The organism is Lederbergia wuyishanensis (assembly GCF_022900255.1).
Lineage (GTDB): Bacteria > Bacillota > Bacilli > Bacillales > Bacillaceae_C > Lederbergia > Lederbergia wuyishanensis.
This window is the reverse complement of sequence record NZ_JALIRM010000009.1, coordinates 1-18,676: the sequence shown is the minus strand read 5'-3', so window position 1 is coordinate 18,676 and position 18,676 is coordinate 1. Positions and strand designations below refer to the sequence as shown.

At 36.3% G+C, this 18,676-nt stretch carries 22 protein-coding genes; 5 read left to right on the top strand and 17 right to left on the bottom strand.

The window, feature by feature from the left end:
* Window positions 1-100 precede the first annotated feature (100 nt).
* The 10 genes from yidC to MT489_RS12500 all read right to left on the bottom strand — a co-directional run bounded on the left by yidC (window position 101) and on the right by MT489_RS12500 (window position 9,201).
* Window positions 101-862 (bottom strand): membrane protein insertase YidC, encoded by a 762-nt coding sequence (yidC, locus tag MT489_RS12545; protein WP_244681909.1) that lies wholly within the window; start codon window positions 860-862, stop codon window positions 101-103.
* Window positions 863-892: 30 nt separating this feature from the next.
* Window positions 893-1,168 carry a hypothetical protein gene (locus MT489_RS12540; RefSeq protein WP_244681908.1) on the bottom strand — a complete coding sequence of 92 codons (276 nt, stop codon included), beginning with the start codon at window positions 1,166-1,168 and terminating at the stop codon, window positions 893-895.
* Between the two features lie 99 nt (window positions 1,169-1,267).
* On the bottom strand, window positions 1,268-2,092 hold the full coding sequence (locus MT489_RS12535; RefSeq protein ID WP_244681907.1) for a formate/nitrite transporter family protein: 825 nt from the start codon (window positions 2,090-2,092) through the stop codon (window positions 1,268-1,270).
* Between the two features lie 185 nt (window positions 2,093-2,277).
* On the bottom strand, window positions 2,278-2,643 hold the full coding sequence (locus tag MT489_RS12530) for an ArsR/SmtB family transcription factor (protein WP_244681906.1): 366 nt from the start codon (window positions 2,641-2,643) through the stop codon (window positions 2,278-2,280).
* Window positions 2,644-3,063 carry an SRPBCC family protein gene (locus MT489_RS12525; RefSeq protein WP_244681905.1) on the bottom strand — a complete coding sequence of 140 codons (420 nt, stop codon included), beginning with the start codon at window positions 3,061-3,063 and terminating at the stop codon, window positions 2,644-2,646. It abuts the gene before it with no gap.
* A 182-nt stretch (window positions 3,064-3,245) separates the two neighbouring features.
* Entirely contained in the window at window positions 3,246-4,256 is a 1,011-nt protein-coding gene (locus tag MT489_RS12520) for a DUF3231 family protein (protein ID WP_244681904.1), read from the bottom strand.
* A gap of 258 nt (window positions 4,257-4,514) precedes the next feature.
* Entirely contained in the window at window positions 4,515-5,735 is a 1,221-nt protein-coding gene (locus MT489_RS12515) for a sugar efflux transporter (RefSeq protein WP_244681903.1), read from the bottom strand.
* A 97-nt stretch (window positions 5,736-5,832) separates the two neighbouring features.
* Entirely contained in the window at window positions 5,833-6,810 is a 978-nt protein-coding gene (locus MT489_RS12510; protein ID WP_244681902.1) for an aldo/keto reductase, read from the bottom strand.
* 202 nt (window positions 6,811-7,012) lie between these two features.
* A complete protein-coding gene (locus MT489_RS12505; protein WP_342345945.1) occupies window positions 7,013-8,221 on the bottom strand; it encodes an MFS transporter in 1,209 nt (402 codons plus the stop codon).
* Complete coding sequence (locus tag MT489_RS12500) at window positions 8,221-9,201, bottom strand: aldo/keto reductase (protein WP_244681900.1); 981 nt, start codon at window positions 9,199-9,201, stop codon at window positions 8,221-8,223. The genes MT489_RS12505 and MT489_RS12500 overlap by 1 nt, the downstream gene beginning before the upstream one ends.
* Before the next feature lie 231 nt (window positions 9,202-9,432).
* Here MT489_RS12500 and MT489_RS12495 point away from each other — a divergent pair, with 231 nt between their 5' ends.
* Window positions 9,433-10,350 (top strand): AraC family transcriptional regulator, encoded by a 918-nt coding sequence (locus MT489_RS12495; protein ID WP_244681899.1) that lies wholly within the window; start codon window positions 9,433-9,435, stop codon window positions 10,348-10,350.
* Window positions 10,351-10,525: 175 nt separating this feature from the next.
* Window positions 10,526-11,071: a TetR/AcrR family transcriptional regulator gene (locus MT489_RS12490; protein WP_244681898.1), complete on the top strand. Its 546-nt coding sequence runs from the start codon at window positions 10,526-10,528 to the stop codon at window positions 11,069-11,071.
* 101 nt (window positions 11,072-11,172) lie between these two features.
* Here MT489_RS12490 and MT489_RS12485 read toward each other — a convergent pair whose 3' ends face one another.
* Together MT489_RS12485 and MT489_RS12480 are read right to left on the bottom strand one after the other, a co-directional pair.
* A complete protein-coding gene (locus tag MT489_RS12485; RefSeq protein WP_244681897.1) occupies window positions 11,173-12,006 on the bottom strand; it encodes an alpha/beta hydrolase in 834 nt (277 codons plus the stop codon).
* 224 nt (window positions 12,007-12,230) lie between these two features.
* A complete protein-coding gene (locus MT489_RS12480) occupies window positions 12,231-12,860 on the bottom strand; it encodes a DJ-1/PfpI family protein (protein ID WP_244681896.1) in 630 nt (209 codons plus the stop codon).
* A 145-nt stretch (window positions 12,861-13,005) separates the two neighbouring features.
* Between MT489_RS12480 and MT489_RS12475 the strand changes: the two genes are divergently transcribed.
* On the top strand, window positions 13,006-13,335 hold the full coding sequence (locus MT489_RS12475) for a four-helix bundle copper-binding protein (protein WP_244681895.1): 330 nt from the start codon (window positions 13,006-13,008) through the stop codon (window positions 13,333-13,335).
* Between the two features lie 275 nt (window positions 13,336-13,610).
* On the opposite strand, the gene MT489_RS12470 is transcribed toward MT489_RS12475, so the two are convergent.
* The 4 genes from MT489_RS12470 to MT489_RS12455 all read right to left on the bottom strand — a co-directional run bounded on the left by MT489_RS12470 (window position 13,611) and on the right by MT489_RS12455 (window position 15,669).
* On the bottom strand, window positions 13,611-14,162 hold the full coding sequence (locus MT489_RS12470) for a TVP38/TMEM64 family protein (protein ID WP_244681894.1): 552 nt from the start codon (window positions 14,160-14,162) through the stop codon (window positions 13,611-13,613).
* A gap of 127 nt (window positions 14,163-14,289) precedes the next feature.
* A complete protein-coding gene (locus MT489_RS12465; protein WP_244681893.1) occupies window positions 14,290-15,105 on the bottom strand; it encodes an EcsC family protein in 816 nt (271 codons plus the stop codon).
* Window positions 15,106-15,141: 36 nt separating this feature from the next.
* Window positions 15,142-15,528 carry a sporulation protein gene (locus tag MT489_RS12460; protein WP_244681892.1) on the bottom strand — a complete coding sequence of 129 codons (387 nt, stop codon included), beginning with the start codon at window positions 15,526-15,528 and terminating at the stop codon, window positions 15,142-15,144.
* 18 nt (window positions 15,529-15,546) lie between these two features.
* On the bottom strand, window positions 15,547-15,669 hold the full coding sequence (locus MT489_RS12455) for an FbpB family small basic protein (protein WP_244681891.1): 123 nt from the start codon (window positions 15,667-15,669) through the stop codon (window positions 15,547-15,549).
* A gap of 572 nt (window positions 15,670-16,241) precedes the next feature.
* Between MT489_RS12455 and MT489_RS12450 the strand changes: the two genes are divergently transcribed.
* Both MT489_RS12450 and MT489_RS22320 read left to right on the top strand, forming a co-directional pair.
* Complete coding sequence (locus MT489_RS12450) at window positions 16,242-17,090, top strand: DUF2935 domain-containing protein (protein ID WP_244681890.1); 849 nt, start codon at window positions 16,242-16,244, stop codon at window positions 17,088-17,090.
* 289 nt (window positions 17,091-17,379) lie between these two features.
* Window positions 17,380-17,586: a hypothetical protein gene (locus MT489_RS22320; RefSeq protein WP_307415704.1), complete on the top strand. Its 207-nt coding sequence runs from the start codon at window positions 17,380-17,382 to the stop codon at window positions 17,584-17,586.
* A 353-nt stretch (window positions 17,587-17,939) separates the two neighbouring features.
* Here MT489_RS22320 and MT489_RS12440 read toward each other — a convergent pair.
* Window positions 17,940-18,676 (bottom strand): transposase (locus MT489_RS12440; RefSeq protein WP_244681889.1); only part of this gene is annotated, 737 nt, incomplete at its 5' end.

Genomic DNA, 18,676 nt, shown 5'->3' with positions numbered 1-18,676 from the left:
TATATAACTTACCATTATACAGACGAGTTACTATGACAAATTGTTTCAAATATGTAAAAAAAAAGAATAGCCCTCTTTTTGAAGGCTATTTCTAAACTTACTATTCTTTCGCTTTTTCAGGATGCTGCATATAATATTTATGCCCAATCCATGTCTGAATGATTAAGAATGTTCCACCAACTACCCAATATAAAGGCAGAGCCGCAGGAGCGGAAAATGAAATGAACATAATCATGGCCGGCGAAATAAAAGAAAACATTTGCATTTGCTTTTTCTGTGCTTCAGGTACGGTAGCCATGGAAACCTTGGATTGAATAAAATAAACCACGCCGGCAATAAGCATTAATGGTATATCCCTTTGTCCCAAATCAAACCATAAAAATGAATGGGTCGCAATTTCCTCAGAACCACGAATCGCGTAATAAAGCCCCATTAATATCGGCATTTGGATCAGCATTGGAAGACATCCCATATTGAGCGGGTTAACATTATGCTTTTGATACAATTGCATCATTTCTTGCTGAGCTTTTTGCTTTTCTTCAGGAGTTTTTGCTTCTTTCGTACGCTTTTGGATTTCTTCCATTTCCGGCTTCATTTTTTCCATATTAACTTTCATCACTTGTTGATTCTTATACGTTTTTAACATAAAAGGCATAAGCGCCAATCGAATGAGAAGTGTAATAATGATGATGGCCAAACCGAAATTACCACCAAAGAAAGACCCTATTTCATGAATTAAAAACGCAAATGGACGAACGAATGTGTTATAAAAGAACCCTGTCTGGTTTTGTACGCCTGAACATCCTCCAAGAAACATGGATGCAAAGATAATAATTGAAAATACTGTTGTGTTTTTTTTCAATGATTTCACCCTTCTATTTATAAAATTTGTCTATAAAAATAGAAGATGTGGTCCTTCCGGATCATCCGGAGCTTCTTTTCTTTTTACTGTTTTAATGAACCTCATTACATTGCAAATATTACACTCTTTTGGAGGAACTGGAATTGAAAAATGCTCTATATGAAAAGTAGTATCTAGTTTCCCTTTCCTGCTTGTTTGAACAGGATGGGACAATAAAATGATTTGCCAACTTAGAAGCCACGTAATAGCCAGAGTTAGCGGGACTACCCATTCTGTATATGAATCTTGAAAGAGAAGATCGAACATCGTACCACCTTATTTCTTATCAATACAGAAATTATAGTCGTATTTTTAACGAATGTAAAAGATTTTTATCAAAATACATTCATTTACCATATACGTTTTTCACATTGACTTTTTTGTCCTCAGCTTTGTAACTTTCGTTGTAGTCTCCTTTTTAACATTTAACCATGTATAAAGTGCCCCCATAAATAAGGCACCTCCAATAATATTGCCTAATGTTGCGGGGATTAAATTATGTATGGCTTTACCAATTGTAATAGTTTCAGGATGCGGAATAATTAAAACTAGCGAAAATGACACTAAATTAGCAATGACGTGTTCAAAGCTGGAGACGAAAAATACAGATACAAGCAACATAAGTGTAAAGATTTGTGCAAATTCATTTTTCAATGTTTTTGGTAAAAAAATCGCCATACATACCATCCAATTACATAGAATGGCCCTAAAAAATATTTCAATTGCTGTATGATTCATTTTCCCTTCCACGAGTGCAAATAACCAATTTTGCATTCCAAGTTCTTGAATAATTCCAGTTGGTGCCATCAGCAACGCAAAAAACAATCCTCCTAACGCATTTCCGATAAAACAAAAAGTCCATACACGAATCGTCGTTTTCACTGATGTATAGCCAGTTAATGTAGAAATGGTAAAGTACATTGTATTGCCAGTAAATAATTCCGCCCCTCCATACATAATCATGACAAGAGCTACTCCGAATAGTATAGCTGCAACAAATCCAGTCATTGGCTCTAAATCCATGTACATTCTATTAACTGTTTTCAAACAAAAAATGGTCGCAAATCCAAGATAGATCCCTGCCAGCATTGACCGAACTAAATATTCCACTGGGCGATGTTGTACCATTTGAGCTGATGCTTGTGCTTTGTTTCTTAACGTTTCAAGAGCTTTTGATTCCATTGTAGCCATTTTAAATCATCTCCCATTTGCTCACTATTTCACATATATATTTAAAAATTTAAATCCTTTCGGTACTCACCGTGTTTATTTGCTCACTAATTCACAATATTAGTTATTAAAAGAGGGGTCCATTTACTGGAATACTCCCCTATTCTTACATATATTTTACTTTATATTTAATGTTTTTACCATTATCATTTCTTTTCTTCTTCTGTTTTAACTGTCCTTAAACTTGTTTCTTCCTTATTTTCAACCGTATTTTTTAGCATAGACAACTTATTACTCCAAAATTGGTCGTAATAAGAAAGCCATTGTTTTAATTCCTCAAAAGGCTCTGGCTTTAATGAATATATCTTTTCCCTTCCAACCTTTCTTCCATTAACTAATTCTGCTTCTGAAAGTATGTGAAGATGCTTAGCAATGGCCGTGCGGCTCATCGAAAAATGCGATGTGATAGTGGAAATTGGCATTTCTTTTTGTGCAAGTAATTGAAGCATCTTTCTTCGGGTTGGATCGGCGATCGATTGAAAAACATCATATTTTTTAGCAGGTGAAGACACTTAGCCCTCCACAACCTTTCGAAGTTTCTGAGTGATAACAGCCCAACCTTGATTCATTCTATCACGAATAATAGAAGCTTTTTCCCCTGCTTTTGGTACTATCGAATCTGCTTCCTTCCACCCTCCATGGATAAGTGTAAACTCTGTCTTATCACCTAATTCTTTTAATATAAACGTAACGACCCATCCATCTGTATCCCAAGAAAAAGAAAGTCGATGAGGTTTTTCTACTTCTAACACTTTACATGGAGAAGGTCCGAATGGCGATTGCACATGAAATTCATGACCTACTTTTGGTTCAAAATCATTCGGCATAAACCAAGATGAAATTCCTTCTGACGTGGACACTGTCTTCCAAACCTGTTGAATTGGTGCCTCGATTATCACTGTTTGCTTTATATCCTCTACTTTATTTTCCATTGTTGTTCTCCTTTAGTGTAAATATAAAACCATTTGGTTGCATATTAATAATATAACACCTTATGGTTTCATGTCAAAAAATATAGGCATAAAAAGTCCCCTACTTTTTTATCAGTAGAGGGAATGCTATAACCTCATTATTCGTTATTACTCACGGCCTCTCAAAAGTAATTATCTATAGTCTACTTCTCTTTAATTAATTGGTTTCGGTTTGGCGCCCCTGGTGGCTGTTCTAGCCAATTATGATCAATCATTAGATTGGCACCATCTTCAACATATAATGAAACATCTAATAAACAACGAGCGTATAAAACACCGATATCTTTCCTTCCGTTAAGTGAGGCTCCATTGGCATATTCCCTTATCTTCATTGAAAACATATCGATTTTATGAAAAACCATAAGTTTATCAGAAAACGGCGCAGAAGTAGAGGTCGTAACCAAATGGTCTAAAAGAGTTGGAGAAGGTAAATGGTCTTCGGACAGTTTTTTCGAAAGCCCCTCTATATGCTTATGATTAATATCTTTTCCGCGCTCTAAGTATTTTCTTACCTTTTCATTTCTCGTTCCTTGGCTAAAACCAATAATGAGAGCTTTGCTTGTCACATCATTATTAAGATTTCCATAAAGGTGAGCTATTTCCAACCCATGAAGAGGTCTTTTATTACCAACAAAACCATTTAAATAATTTTGCTTATCAATAAAATCAGTACCTTTAGGATTTGGAATATAAGGCGAATTTGCTAAGTGCCCTTTTTCCTTAAGAATATCGTTTACCTCTCCCAACAATTTAGAAGTATCATTAAGACCTTTTATATACAAATTTCTTATATCTATTCTTGATACCAAAGGAATGGCTACAGAATAAATACTCATTCCTGCCTTGCCTAAATATTGCAAGTAATGGAGATAAAATTCATCATGAAATAGTCTTGGAACATCTAAATTTACGTCCTCTTCAGAAAATCCAACTGGTATAGGAAATTTCTCTTTTTCAAAAATAGATTTTATATTCCTTATCCATCCTTCACTTAAACTCAATGCATCCTTTAAAACCTTTTTAATATCTCGGTCATCTATATGTTTAAGATAATAACTAAGAACGCATTTTCCCATAGTATTACCTACATAGGTTGCCCAAAGTTTTCCCATTTCCGCAGATGTTAACCCAGTTTTATTTTGATTATTCTCCATTTTGGACCTCCAACTTATCCCACTTATATAAATTATATGATTACCAAAATAAAAAAAAATATTTATATACATGTTCTATACATACATTGTACCTTTCAATACATTTCATTCTAGGTGTGCTAAATAAGAATCCGTATAAAAACCGTATATCACTTTTTTATTATTGGAAAGCATCGTTGAGATATTTTATAGCCAGAGTAAATTTAACTTATAGGACAAGGAAAAAGATAGCTTTTTTAAGGCTATCTTTTTTGAAGACTATACAGATCGAGTGTATTCAGTAGTTATATCTTTATCCCCTTGAGGTCTTGTTTTCCAAAATATAATCAATGAAAGAATTACTAGTATCAGACACATCCAAAAAACTTGACGAAAACCTACCACTTGGGCTATAAATCCTCCGCTAAGACTTCCCACCAACCTTCCGAGCGTGGACCCGTTAGAATAGATTGTCGTAGCAAGTCCTGGTGAACTAGGCAGTCGTTCCGTAAAATAGCTTAGTCCATTACCCATGACAATGGCTACAAACGTTGCCTGAAGAAGCTGTGCCGGAATCAACTGCCAAGGATGCGTCGCTACACTTAAAATAGTGTAATAGATTACTAAGATAATGCAGCTATATATCATCAATGTATGATTTGATATCTTTTTTCCTAGTGCTCCGAGTCCGAGCATAATTGGAATTTCCAATCCAGCACATATACTAACGACCAACCCGACATCCTTATACGTTCCATGCAGTTCATTCACAATAAATAAAGGTGTAATGATCAAATGAATAGTATTGATAGCAAATAGAAATAAAAAGGCGATAAGCGGCAGTCTAATCTCCCTATTTTTGATCCAAGAGGCACCTAAGCTTATTTTCTTTTTGGCATCGCTTTTAGGCGCTTCAGTTTTATTCAAAAACAGGAAAACAAGAGACGCAACTGAAAGGTAAAGAATGGATGTCCCAAGAAAGATTCCCGTGTACCCAGCAAGTGCTAGTATCAATGTTCCACATAGTGGTCCTATCAGAAATCCAAAAGAAATAAGAGAACGCAATGTGGACATAGCAAAAGTCTTGTCATCGGATTTACTAGCATTTGCCGATTCATGTGCGTATGCGTAGATTTGCGGCATGACCGGTGCAGCTAATCCGTTAAAAAGAGTGACGACAATAAGTAGAATAAAGAAGTTATGGAATATAAGATACGAAGCATACCCTAAGGTAGCTGAAAGAGCGGCAAGTATGATAATCCATTTTCGGTCCATCCCACTATCCGAATGTTTTGCAATAAGCGAGTTCACAACCACACCGCTCAATGAACTGATCGCCATGAAAATCCCAAAGGATCCAGCACTCATTCCAAAATCTTCTGTTAAAAATAAAGGAATGTATGGTGATGTAATAGAAATACCAATACCAATGCATAGCATACAAATAACTAATACGCTATACCCTTTGATGGCAAATAAACTTTTTAACCGTGTATACAAAGTATGTCCTCCTTAGAAGAACTCATATTTAAATGAAAAGCAGAAATACCCTTTAATAAAACGGTATCTCTGCTTTTCTCCATACTTCCATCATTATTTAAAAACCACTTATCGGATGAGGAACATAAGGCTCTTCAAGAAAAGCCATTTCCTCAGGTGATAACTTGACCGAAAGAGCAGCTACCGCATCTTCAAGATGAGATATTTTTGTAGCACCTACAATCGGAGCTGTTACCGGTTCTTTATTCAACAACCAAGCTAATGCGATTTGAGAACGAGGAACTCCATGTTTTTCCGCAAGCTCCGCAACCCGTTCTATTACCAACCGGTCGTGTTTAGCAGTCTCATCATATTTCGCTTTCTGAGCTCGATCCGTTTCGGAACGATAAGTTGTATCCTCCACGTTTCGAGTCAATCTTCCTGATGCGAGCGGGCTATATGGAATTACAGCGATATTTTCTTCCTTACAAAGAGGCATCATTTCCCTCTCCTCTTCGCGGTACATAAGGTTGTAATGATTCTGCATCGATACGAATCGTGTCCAACCATTTTTCTCCGCTACATGCAAAGCCTTTAGGAACTGCCAAGCATACATGGCAGAAGCGCCAATATACCTTACCTTCCCAGCCTTCACCAAATCGTGCAATGCTTCCATTGTTTCTTCAATTGGAGTATTGTAATCCCAGCGATGAATCTGATAAAGATCCACATAATCCGTTCCAAGTCTCTTAAGACTTTTATCAATTTCACTCATAATGGCTTTTCGAGAAAGCCCCTCTCCATTTGGACCATCATGCATTCTGAAACGAACTTTCGTCGCAAGTACAATTTCATCACGATTGGCATAATCCTTCAATGCACGTCCAACATATTCCTCGCTCGTTCCATTTGAATACACATTTGCTGTATCAAAAAAGTTAACCCCTAAATCAAGAGCTTTTTTAATAACTGTTCGACTATTCTCCTCGTCTAGCACCCATGGATGAAATCCAGTGTTAACATCCCCAAAACCCATCGTTCCAAGACAAATTCTTGATACATCTAGACCTGTATTCCCTAGTTTTACATATTCCATTGGAAAATCCTCACTTTCCTATAGTTGAGTTTTTTTAAATTTAAAGAAAGAAACCAGTTTGTAGACAAATTTATTTTGAATTACATTAAGACTAGTTGAAAGCATTTGTCTTTCGAGTCACGAATTCTTCTGTGGAGCGAAGTTGCCATAATGGACAATGAGCAACGAAGAAAGTTAACGTTTATCAGCAGTCAAATCATTTTTAACTTGATTTGCTAATTTGTAAGCTTTTCTTTTTCAACAAACGAATTACAAAGAAAGTAAACAGTAACAAAGACAAAGCTACCGACATTGCACTAACCGTGAATAATATCTGATAACTCGTATGCTGAGAGACCCATCCTAATACAATTGCTCCTAGGCCAATTCCTAGATCTGTAGCAGTTGTAAAAGAAGCATTTGCTACTCCTATACGTTCTGGCTGAACAAGATTGATTGTCGCTGCTTGAAGTGCAGGTTGAGCGGAACCGAAACCAATTCCGAATAAAATTGCCGAAACAAGCACGCCAATCATCCCAGTTGAAAATCCCAAGGCAATTAAAGCTAAAATGGTAACAGCAAGTGCGGGCACAATGATAAATGCTTCACCGTACCGGTCGGAAAGCTTCCCAGCAATCGGACGGACTAAAAGAAGTGTCAAAGCATAGATTAGAAAAAATGTACCGGAATTGACATGAATCGAGTCAGCAAATAATGGTACAAAGGTGGTGATGCTGCCATAAGCAATAAATAGAAAAAATACTGATGCTGTAACGGGTAATACCGACTTTTCAAACATTTCAATACGCTTTGTACCTGGCTGCGGCTGAAATGGCATTTTCGCTCCAAATGTCAAAAGTAACGCTGCGATTGTGAGGACCGAACCAAAAAGAAACAAAAAGTGATATGATAGATTATCCGAAAACCAGATCCCTAAAAGTGGACCGATTGCCATAGCTAGGGTCATAGCCATCCCTGACCATCCCAACCCTTCTCCTCGCCTAGTTTTTGGAATCATATCTGTTATCGCTGTTAGCATTGAAGTTGTGGACACACCCCAACTTATTCCATGCAATATTCTAAGCGCAATCAAAACAGCTATTCCTGCAATCCATTCATACATATACATTGCAATGGCGAATAAGAGGAGACCCCATACCATGAAAGAACGGCGACCAAAACGGTCCAGCATCCCACCAATAATTGGACGAAGAATAACAGCAGATAACATAAATGCACCCATCGCAAGACCAACATGTGATTCGTTTCCACCTATCTGTTTAATAAACAGCGGGAGCGTTGGGTATAGCATATAAAAACCTGTAAACAGAAAAAACATCCCAACCATCATTAGGATAAATGACTTCGTCCATAGGCGTTCCATGGTGCAATCCTCCTTAGATGTATATCTTCGTTTGGTTTCAAATTTTATTATTCAAAACCAACAATAGAATGTGGTACATAAGGTTCCTCCATGTAAGCAATTTCTTCAGGTGTTAATGCAACCGAAAGTGCAGCAACGGCATCATCAAGATGTGATAATTTCGTCGTACCAATAATAGGAGAAGTAATTGGCTCCTTTTGCAATACCCAAGCAAGTGCAACTTGTGCTCTTGGTATCCCGCGTTTTTCTGCAACTTCTTTCACTCTTTCTACCACTACTTGATCTGCTTCTGCAGTTGGATCATAAAACCACTTAGCCGTTTCATCGATTTCCGAACGATGCGTTGTTTCTACCCAATCGCGAGTTAATCTTCCTTTTGCAAGTGGGCTCCAAGGAATCACCGCAATTTTTTCTTCTTTACAAAGCGGAAGCATTTCCCTTTCTTCCTCACGATATAAAAGATTGATTTGATTTTGCATGGATACAAATCGAGTCCATCCGTTTTTCTCTGATACGTTTAATGCTTTCAGAAATTGCCAAGCATACATCGAAGAAGCACCAATGTATCTTACCTTTCCAGCCTTCACAACATCATGTAATGCTTCCATCGTTTCTTCAATCGGAGTAGTGTAATCCCACCGATGAATTTGGTATAAATCTACATAATCTGTTCCAAGTCTATTAAGACTTTTATCAATTTCACTCATAATTGCTTTTCGAGAAAGTCCGGCACCATTTGGACCATCATGCATGCGGAAATAAACCTTTGTCGCTAAAACAATTTCATCACGATTTGCATAGTCTTTTAGAGCACGTCCTACTATTTCCTCACTCGTACCGTCTGAATAAATATTTGCTGTATCAAAAAAATTGATCCCTAACTCAAGTGCTTTCTTTATGATCGGCCTGCTTTTCTCTTCAGTAAGCGACCATGGTGCAATGCCTCTCTCAGGTACACCAAAACTCATACATCCGAGGCAAAGGCGAGATACATCCAAACCGGTATTTCCAAGTTTCACATAGTCCATTCACTTGTTCCTCACTTTCCTATATTTGCAATTTCCTATCTTTATAGATAGAAAGAAAGCATTTACATTAATTAAGATTATAGCAGTGTCTGCCTTATTATTATGACAGATAGGAAAAAGCGCCAGATATCGCATTCCTCCTAATTGATTGCCTAATCCTCTCACAACACTTACTCAAAGAAAAAATATGTTTTATAATAAAACCATGAAGGTCGGAACACGGAGGTAGTCATGTCTGAAGAAATATATAAAGAACACGATAAGCTCGCCGAAATAATAAAGCGTTATTCAGGTCAAGATGGTGTTCATGCAACGGAAATCCCTTCTCTATTTTTCATTCGTGAGTCTAAAGTTACTGAACCAAAACACGGAGTTTATAAGCCTTCTTTATGCATTATCCTCCAAGGTGAAAAAGAAGTATTTCTTGGTCAGGAACGCTTTTTGTACAGTCCAGGTGATTACCTCGTTGCTTCGGTTGACTTGCCAGTTACTGGTAAAGTCATCAAGGCAGCTTCTGATGTTCCGTATTTGTGTATCAAGCTTGAATTCACTCCAAGTCAAATATTAGAGATTTTAAGTGATTCTGATATACAAGTTGGGACGAAAGAAAAAACGAAGCGAGGTATGTTTGTTAGCCGGATCGAGCCAACCATTTTAGATGCGGTAGGCAGGTTGGTTCGTTTAATAGACAAACCGAAAGATATTCCTGTGCTTGCTCCTCTTTTTACAAAGGAAATTCTATATAGAGTCCTTCAAGGTCCATATGGAGTTAGATTGGGCCAAATTGCAATAGAAGAAAGTTATACCCATCGAATTGGAGACGTCATCGAGCAAATCAAAAATAACTACGATCAACTGATACGTATTGAGGAACTTGCGGAAATAGCTAATATGAGTGTTTCTTCGTTGCATAGGCACTTTAAAGAGGTAACTGCTATGAGTCCAATTCAATTCCAAAAACAATTGAGACTGCAAGAAGCTCGACGCCTATTATTATCCGAATCTACAGATGCCGCTGATGTCGCATTTCGAGTTGGGTACGAAAGTCCATCACAATTCAGTCGTGAATATTCACGCATGTTTGGTTTTCCTCCGAGAGAAGATATCAAGCGTTTGAGGGAAATATATGACCAAAGGTTAAATGCATAAAAATATAAAGTTGTTAAGTTTCGAAGTAATGTACTTAATGATGCTTTATATCTAAGTCATTCATGCCGCAAAAGTTAAAAGCATCTTTTGCGGCATGAAATAGAACTGGTTTGTTCGTTCATGAAACAAACTAAATAATATATTCATTATATTTAAGGATGTGGGATCTTTATTAATGTCTAGTATTGATAGAAGAAGACTGAAATCACAAGAAGTAATTAAACACGCTGTTATTGAACTAATATCTGAAAAAAATTTCGACGATATTACCATGCAAGAGATTTCCGACAGGGCGAATGTAAGTCGGGGCACGATTTACTCTCATTATATAGATAAATTTGATTTACTTGATAAGCTCATTGAAGAACACATGAGCGAAATGCAGGAAATGTGTGAATCTGCACAAGAAATGGATTATATAGATGCAAATCAAATCTGGTTTGAATATATCAAAAGCAATTATCAATTCTTCTCTACAATGTTAGCAAGTAAAGGAGCGCCGTATTTTCGTACACAGTTCATTGAATTTCTAGCAGAAGCATTCAAAAATGCAGTTAAAGTCAAATTTGGAAAAAATCGTGGATTAAATGAAGATATTGTCCTTCAATTCATTATGATGTCCTTTGTTGGGATTGTGGAGTGGTGGATAAAAAACAAAATGCCCTATCCATCATATGTTATGGCGGAGCAAGTTGGGATATTGTTAGAAAGAAACTTGTGAGTAGATCAATTGTATTTTAAGTCTGATATTTAAGCTGAATTTTTTTTAGTATTGTAACGCGGATATCACATTAGATATCCGCGTTGAGTTAGAACATCTGATTAGATTCCAACATTTCCACTATTAATACCTTCAGCTTTATTTTCTAAAGGCAGCCATTCTAATACTCTCTTAATATACTGCCCCCAGTAATCCCAATCATGTCCTCCTGGCCCTTCTTCATAGGTTACCTCAATATCAAGATTCTTAAGGTAATTTCTGAAATCTTGATTTGCCTCAAGTAGACTGTCTTCTTTACCACATGCCAAATAAATGTCGGGGATGTTTACTTTATCTTCCACCAATTTATTAGCAAGCCATTTTGGATTCATGTCACTTTCCGCTACCTTAGTGAGATCACCAAAACAACCTTCTAAATAGCCTCGAGTTGCAAAAAACGGACCATCGTTTGTTGTGTTTTCAATTCCATCAATGATTAGGGCTGAGGATAGCGCTGCAATACATCCGAATGTATCATGATATTTTAAACCATTTCTAAGAGCTCCGTATCCTCCCATCGAAAGACCTGCTATATATGTATCTTCTTTTTTCTCAGATAAGGGAAACATCTTTCTCGTAATATCTACTAGTTCTTTCCCAATAAACTCACCATATTGATTGGTAACTGTCCATGGGTTGTCTACGTAAAACATATTATCACCAGATGGCATGACAACTGCAAGGTCCCTTTCCATGGCCCATCTAACAATATTTGTTCCAGTGACCCAATCAGTGTAGTTACCTAAAACACCGTGAAGAAGATATAATGTCTTGTAAGGTTTCTCCGCTCTTACTGGCATCCCTGGAAAAGTCATCTTATCCACTGGCAATATGACATTCATCGGGACTGATCTGCCTAATGTCTTTGACATGAAATTTACTTGGATTACTGCCATCTAAATCTCCCCTTCTCCTATTATTTCTTCAAAGATAACAAATCTTCAGTAAGAATGCCATTTGATAATTAATTTCTTAGATTTTGCATTTTCGGTACTGAACGGGATTCAACCATTAACGATTAACTTTTACCATTTCGTCATCTTGGTTGCAACATATCTCACGTCATTTCCCTGGTTGATATAGAAGCGTTAAAATACTAATCAAACTTGATTCTCTTAGATTAATTTTGATGATATTCAATAGCATTTGCTGTTCGAGTAGCTGCATCATTACCTAAGAGTCTTCCAACTACATGTAGTGACATATCAATTCCAGCTGATATCCCTGCTGCAGTTACAACATTTCCTTGATCCACAAACTTGACTCCTCCTATCACTTCCACCTCTGGATAAGATTTTTCTAATAAGTCTAAAGCAGCTTGATTAGTCGTAGCTTGTTTTCCATTTAACAATCCTGCTTTTGCTAAAAATAAAGCCCCCGTACAAACTGACAGGATTAACTTATCATCTTGTTGATTGGCAATCCAATTAATCACTTTTTCATTATGGGAAACAGTTTTTACAGCTCTATACGGTCCCCCAGGTATAACGACGATATCAAAAGATGGTGCAGTCTTAAAGCTGTAATCTGGATGAATCTTTAATCCATTATGTACTGTTATAAGTTCGCCATCTTGTGAAACTGTATTAACTTTAAAAGGTTTATCTTTTACATCCAATTGGTTTAAAAACAATTTTGATACGTCACTATCTTTATAAGTTGAAAGATTAAAAACTTCGTAAGGTCCTACGAAATCCATGGCATCAACATCATTGAAAAGCAGGATTCCTACATGGAATTGTTTCATCATCTTTATTCAGCTCCTTTCCTTTTATTATATACCTATACGGGGTATAAGTAAATCGAATGATGAATACGATTCATTTTTATACAGTTTATATATTTTTCAATCGGGAAGATTAATAATGTTCATATTCTAAAGGAAGGATGATAGTATGATTACTCACTCTTACGAACAGTGCATCCAAGCTTGTTTGGAGTGCATGGAAGCCTGCAATACCTGTTATGATTCCTGCCTAAAGGAAAAAGATATGGACATGATGGTAGATTGTATACGCATGGATCGTGAATGTGCAGATATATGCAGTTTTGCTGTCAAATCTATGCAGTCTAACAGCCCATTTGCTAAGCAAATTTGCCAATTGTGTGCAGAAATTTGTGAAGCTTGCGGTAATGAATGTAAAAAGCATGACCATGATCACTGCCAGAAATGTGCAGACGCATGCTTTAGATGTGCGGAAGAATGTAGGAAAATGGCTGCTTAATTAGAAAAGCGCAAGGCTCTCTGCCTTAGGCGACAAGCAAATAACCTGAGTCACCAAAAGTCGCTCTTTGACTTTTAGTGGCTCAGGTTATTTAAAGCTTCTGGAGCTAGACAACAATTATCTTAGTTCAAAAACGGGCTTATTCTATTAATTTCTTGATACATATGCTCAACCTCTGAGGTTTAATTATTAACATTATATCAAATGCTGTATCAGACATATGATTGTAATCCAAGAAAAACCAAACATATGATTTAAAAAAACTTTATAATGAATTAATTAGCGCGTTTTCGCTTCAAACATATATAAGTAATGATGAACAAAATCATTACCAAACTAATGCCAATTTGCCATTCTACTGATAATTTCAGCACTCGATCTACGGAATACGCTTCAATAAATAGCGATGGAACTTTTCCTACGGTGCTAGCAATGATGAAAGAAGGCAATCGCATTTGACTATACGCTGCAGCTAAAGTAACAGCTCCCGAAGGTACAAAAGGAAATATTCGTAGTAAGAGTACCAAGAGAACTGCTTCTAGCCCACGTGTATACTTTAATTTGTTTAAAAATCTATTCTTCACTTCATCGCTAGAAAATATTTTATTTAACCCTTTACGATAAAGGATAAAACTTACAATAGCTCCTGCAGCCTCTCCAATAATAGAGACTAATAGCCCTACTTTAAAACCAAAGAAGACTATATTTCCAGCAGTAATGGCAGCGCTAGGAAGCACACCTGAGATGGCTACAACAATATTAAGAATCACACTAATGACACTTACTATAATTGGATGATTTGGGAGCCCTTCTAAGACATACTCCATATTCCCCACCCATCCCCTTCTAGACCGCAGTAATATCTATGTTAATTTTGATTGAATCTCTTTATTGTTACAAGCCTAGCATATAACAGTTTTTTACTAATAAGTTTTCCAGTCTGCGATTTTATGTTTATTTTTCTATAGTGTATTTATCTAATTGAACTAAACGTTCTTCAATCCTTCTCTTTCGATAAAGCATTATCCCAGCTTCAGAAAGTTCGTTAATCGCAGAACGGTTAATGAAAGCCCCAAAAACTATTCCGGCTATTGGAATCATTTGAAAAATCTTCTTCCAACCGACATGATCCCGATATTTTATCACAACCTCTCTCCATCCTTGAAGTTCTGAAATAACATTTCTTTTTGCTTCTTCATCTGGGGAATCTATGAGAGATATTTGTTTTATTATCGCTTGTTTTCCTACAATATCTGAGGAAACAAATTGTAGGATTTTTACAATAAATACTCTTTCCTTTTTATCATTCGGATTATAACCGTAGCAAATAGCAATATCCTGAAGAGTTTTTATTTGAAGCCCGAGAAGCAACGGTATATCAATTGATAAAGTGAATAATCCCCCAATACCTGTGCTTGCCCCTTGAACTGTTGCTAGTCGTCTTCGGCTATTTTTAAGTTTGCTAACTGCATGATCCATTTCAGAAATAGATACCATATCCAAATCCTCTAACGATTGGATGTTTTTATGAGGATAATAGGACTTTAGTGAAGACACTGAGCTTAGATATCTTCCTCCTGATTGAATATATTGACCTAACTCATCTAGTATTACGCCAATCTTCTTGTGTATAAAAGCAGGTGTAAGTTTGTCCAGAATCTTGAATGGAAGACGACCAAGCTTTTCCCAAAACCATAATCCGTTCTGGTTTTTCTCCCAATCTTTACTCTTTTTTAATTCAACTAGTAGTTCTTCTTTCGTTTCCACCATCAGTGACTCAATCCTTTCTCATCTTAATGATTGTAACTAAATGATGCGAATGATATCCTGGTCTCTACTTTCTACCCCTTCATTAAAAGTTAGCTTCGTTTTAAAACAATAAGATATTTCTTCAGACGAAACAAAGATAGAACTTGGCAGTTTAAACGAAAAAGTGATTTTGTATATTTCTTCTGATTCGATTCGTTTCGATGTCAAAATGGTTTGTATATCAATTATTTCTTCATTACCCATAAGTTCTTCTCTCTTAATCAATTCACAGTCAATTCGCCTTAATTGTTGATCTATTGTACCGCCTTTAATTAAAAAGTATCCCTCTATATGTTCCCCAACCTTGTAAGTATCCTTAGACAAAATAAGATCAATCTGTGCAGATCCTATTCCTATAAGAGACATGTATTTCCTTAATAACAAGAACAAAAACCCCCTATATCATTTATTTGTATATTTTTCGTCAATACGTTTTTCAATTTCCGCAATTACTTCCCTATCTTTAAGAAGTTCTTCCTTGTTTTTACTTATTAACTCAGATAAAGTTGTTTTTAATTTTCTCATGTAATTACCTTCTTTCGTATAATCTCTATAAACCTAAAAAAACCTTTACCATTTTCGGTAAAGGTTTTATCCAAATAGAAACCTTTACCAATTGGTAAAGGTCTCGCTAACAACGATATGTTGCCGACAAAGCCGAGAGTGCAAACTCCGTAATGACGACTTTGTCATAAAAGCTACTCCCCTTTAGGAGACAGATTCAACTATGAATAAATCATAAAGCACTTTTTATTGAATTGTCAACTGACAACGTTATTTCAATTAGTAGATAAGATAATAATTCTTCGTCATAACTCCTTCCAACAATAAGATACTGCTATTACAAACGCAATACTATAAGTAAGAGCATTCCCAGATCTGTTTAAAAACTACAGACAATACCTAAATTATTATTTCTACTAAGACAATGGAATAGTTCATCATATCTCTTTCTTATCATTGGACAACTCACTTTTGAATACAATTAGAATAATCCATCATTCAGTTATTATATTTACCTCTATTTCAGGGTCACCTTCATTTTTGGAATTACATTTTTGACAGGCAATAATAAGTAAAATTGGAGGGATTTTGATATGAATTGGAATGAACAACCTGATGAATCAATAAATCAAATAAATCCAGTATTGTTTGTTGCACGGTCCTTAGAGGAAATCCGCTTTTGGTCAAGAATCATGAAAGAGCATTCATTATTCCTTAGATTAGGTTTTAGGTGTGAAGATACACAATTAATAGCAGAAGCAAATCAATATTATCATTTATTCGAACAGATTGAACAAAGATCTCATTTATTCACAGAACAAACTGACCCCGAACAAATACGAAGATTTAATTCGGAAGTTCAATTAGCTGCGACTAACATATTTGCATTTAAAAGAAAAGTGTTAGGATTAATATTGTCTTGCCAATTACCTGGTGCCAATAATTTTCCACTTTTAGTTGATCACATAAGTAGAGAAGCTAACTATTTTAGAAAACGTTTAATTGAATTAAATGAAGGGAAATTAAAAGCACTTCCCGACGCCATCATTAAGGAAAATGTTTTCTTTTTAAGAATAATGGGGGATCATGCAAAATTCATTGGCCACCTTCTTGACCCATCTGAAAGAAAGCTTGTAGATATGGCTAGAAACTTTAGTCATGATTTTGATGAGCTGCTATTTCAAGCTAGGGATTTAGAAGGAATGAAACCACAATCCCAAACAGTTCCGCTTTTAGATCAATTCCTTGATCAGAATCGTGTATCTGTGGTTTCTCTTAGAGATTTCAAAAAAACCGCACGAGATTTAATAGAAGAATGCAGAATAAAAAGTATTATTCATCCTCTACTCGCAGACCATGTTTTCCGTGAGGCAGAACATTTTCTTGAAATTATCGACATGTTTGAAGCACATCTTACTGGGTTAAAGCCTCAAATGCGCTAAAGCTATATTCTTCATAAAAAAACATAAAAGCCATCTATTCAAATCTGGTTATTCTTCTATAAACCTATGCATTGCAATGACTACAGACTATTCCCTCAAAACCTTCTCAAAAAAATTGGAATAGTTCCATTATGTTTTAGATTTGTCTTCTAGAAAAATGAAAAGACAATTATCAATGCTAATACTTAAAAACCATACTGCTCAAAATAAAAGGAAATTAAGAATATTGATGAGTTTAGTAAAACAATAAGGAAGTTTCGAAAAGAATAAGAAAGGTGGAATATCAACAATGGAAATCCCTATCACAGGTTTTATCGTTTCCCCTGATTCTAATATGGATTCTGAGCATTCTCATATTTTATTACTAACTTCATGGGACGGAAGACCGCTGCACAGTCATCATTTCGCCGGAGTAACCTCATTTAATGCTGGACATTGGCACCGATATGCTGGAAGAACAGAGCCAACTCCAACTGGAGTGCCTCATTGGCATTAGTACTTTACCGTTACTTCTTTTGATGATGGACATAATCATGATATACGAGCAGTTACCGGACCTGAAAATACCTTACCGAATGGAGGACATTATCACCATTTTCTTGGTGTAACTTCAGTTAGCGGCACACAGACATGAAATCTAGTCCAAGTAATTGATTTCAATAAGTTTCACAATTTATCCTAAGCTTCTAGATAATTATTTTTGATACAAAAATATGGACTTCTTTATCATTTATAATTAACGATATAAACATAACTAAAAACACACGTGGAAACGTGTGTTTCAGATTGTAGACAAAAGGCATTTCGAATGGAAACATTCGAAGTGCCTTTTGTGTTTTTTCTTGGTTTTTAAGGATATAGATGCCTCGAAGAGGTATTTTCTTTGGCCATTTCTGGACCTTGCCATGTCCAGCTGGCCATCTTTTTCAGATTCATGGCAGCAAAAGTAAGCATCGCTTGCATGGACAATTTTTTAAGACCCCGTAGGGTTGTCCAACGCATACCATGCTTTTCTTTTCCATCGGCGAATACACGCTCGATGGTTTCTTTTCTTCTTGCGTAGATTGCCTTGATGTCGTCTTGATGACGAAGATGGTCCGCTTCCTCCACAGCATCTTGCCACACGTGCCTTTGGATCACCTTCTGGTGATTCTGGCTCAAAGTACATTGTGAAAGTATGGAACAATCCTTACAGATGGCGGGAATCGACTTATACTGACGATATCCTTCCTTCGTAGTGGTGACATACTCTAACAACTGCCCGTCTGGGCAGATATAGCAATCATAGTACTCATCATAGACATACTCGTGTTTTCTCAGGAATCCCTCTTTTGTGTGGGGACGAGTGTACGGTAATACTGGCTTGATATCATTACCTAACAGATACTGTGCAATAGCAGGGGTTTTATAGGCAGCGTCAGCAGCAACAGCTTCAGGCTTTCCAACTTTCTCAATTACTTTCTCTATCAAAGGCTCAAGGATATGACTGTCATGAGTATTTCCAGGCGTGACAATAGCACCAAGGACAAAACCGTTCCTGTCAGCTGCGGCGTGGTAAGAATAGGCGAACTGTTTCGTACGTTCAT

Bases quoted from the DNA above. Each gene is read 5' to 3' on its own strand.
- MT489_RS12525 (WP_244681905.1), bottom strand. From the start codon at position 3,063: ATGGAAAATAAAGTAGAGGATATAAAGCAAACAGTGATAATCGAGGCA.
- MT489_RS12455 (WP_244681891.1), bottom strand. From the start codon at position 15,669: ATGAGAAAATTAAAAACAACTTTATCTGAGTTAATAAGTAAAAACAAG.
- MT489_RS12475 (WP_244681895.1), top strand. From the start codon at position 13,006: ATGATTACTCACTCTTACGAACAGTGCATCCAAGCTTGTTTGGAGTGC.
- MT489_RS12520 (WP_244681904.1), bottom strand. From the start codon at position 4,256: ATGGAGAATAATCAAAATAAAACTGGGTTAACATCTGCGGAAATGGGA.
- MT489_RS12470 (WP_244681894.1), bottom strand. From the start codon at position 14,162: ATGGAGTATGTCTTAGAAGGGCTCCCAAATCATCCAATTATAGTAAGT.
- MT489_RS12490 (WP_244681898.1), top strand. From the start codon at position 10,526: ATGTCTAGTATTGATAGAAGAAGACTGAAATCACAAGAAGTAATTAAA.
- MT489_RS12495 (WP_244681899.1), top strand. From the start codon at position 9,433: ATGTCTGAAGAAATATATAAAGAACACGATAAGCTCGCCGAAATAATA.
- MT489_RS12450 (WP_244681890.1), top strand. From the start codon at position 16,242: ATGAATTGGAATGAACAACCTGATGAATCAATAAATCAAATAAATCCA.
- MT489_RS12480 (WP_244681896.1), bottom strand. From the start codon at position 12,860: ATGATGAAACAATTCCATGTAGGAATCCTGCTTTTCAATGATGTTGAT.
- MT489_RS12500 (WP_244681900.1), bottom strand. From the start codon at position 9,201: ATGGACTATGTGAAACTTGGAAATACCGGTTTGGATGTATCTCGCCTT.
- MT489_RS12540 (WP_244681908.1), bottom strand. From the start codon at position 1,168: ATGTTCGATCTTCTCTTTCAAGATTCATATACAGAATGGGTAGTCCCG.
- MT489_RS12465 (WP_244681893.1), bottom strand. From the start codon at position 15,105: ATGGTGGAAACGAAAGAAGAACTACTAGTTGAATTAAAAAAGAGTAAA.
- MT489_RS22320 (WP_307415704.1), top strand. From the start codon at position 17,380: ATGGAAATCCCTATCACAGGTTTTATCGTTTCCCCTGATTCTAATATG.
- MT489_RS12485 (WP_244681897.1), bottom strand. From the start codon at position 12,006: ATGGCAGTAATCCAAGTAAATTTCATGTCAAAGACATTAGGCAGATCA.
- MT489_RS12535 (WP_244681907.1), bottom strand. From the start codon at position 2,092: ATGGCTACAATGGAATCAAAAGCTCTTGAAACGTTAAGAAACAAAGCA.
- MT489_RS12510 (WP_244681902.1), bottom strand. From the start codon at position 6,810: ATGGAATATGTAAAACTAGGGAATACAGGTCTAGATGTATCAAGAATT.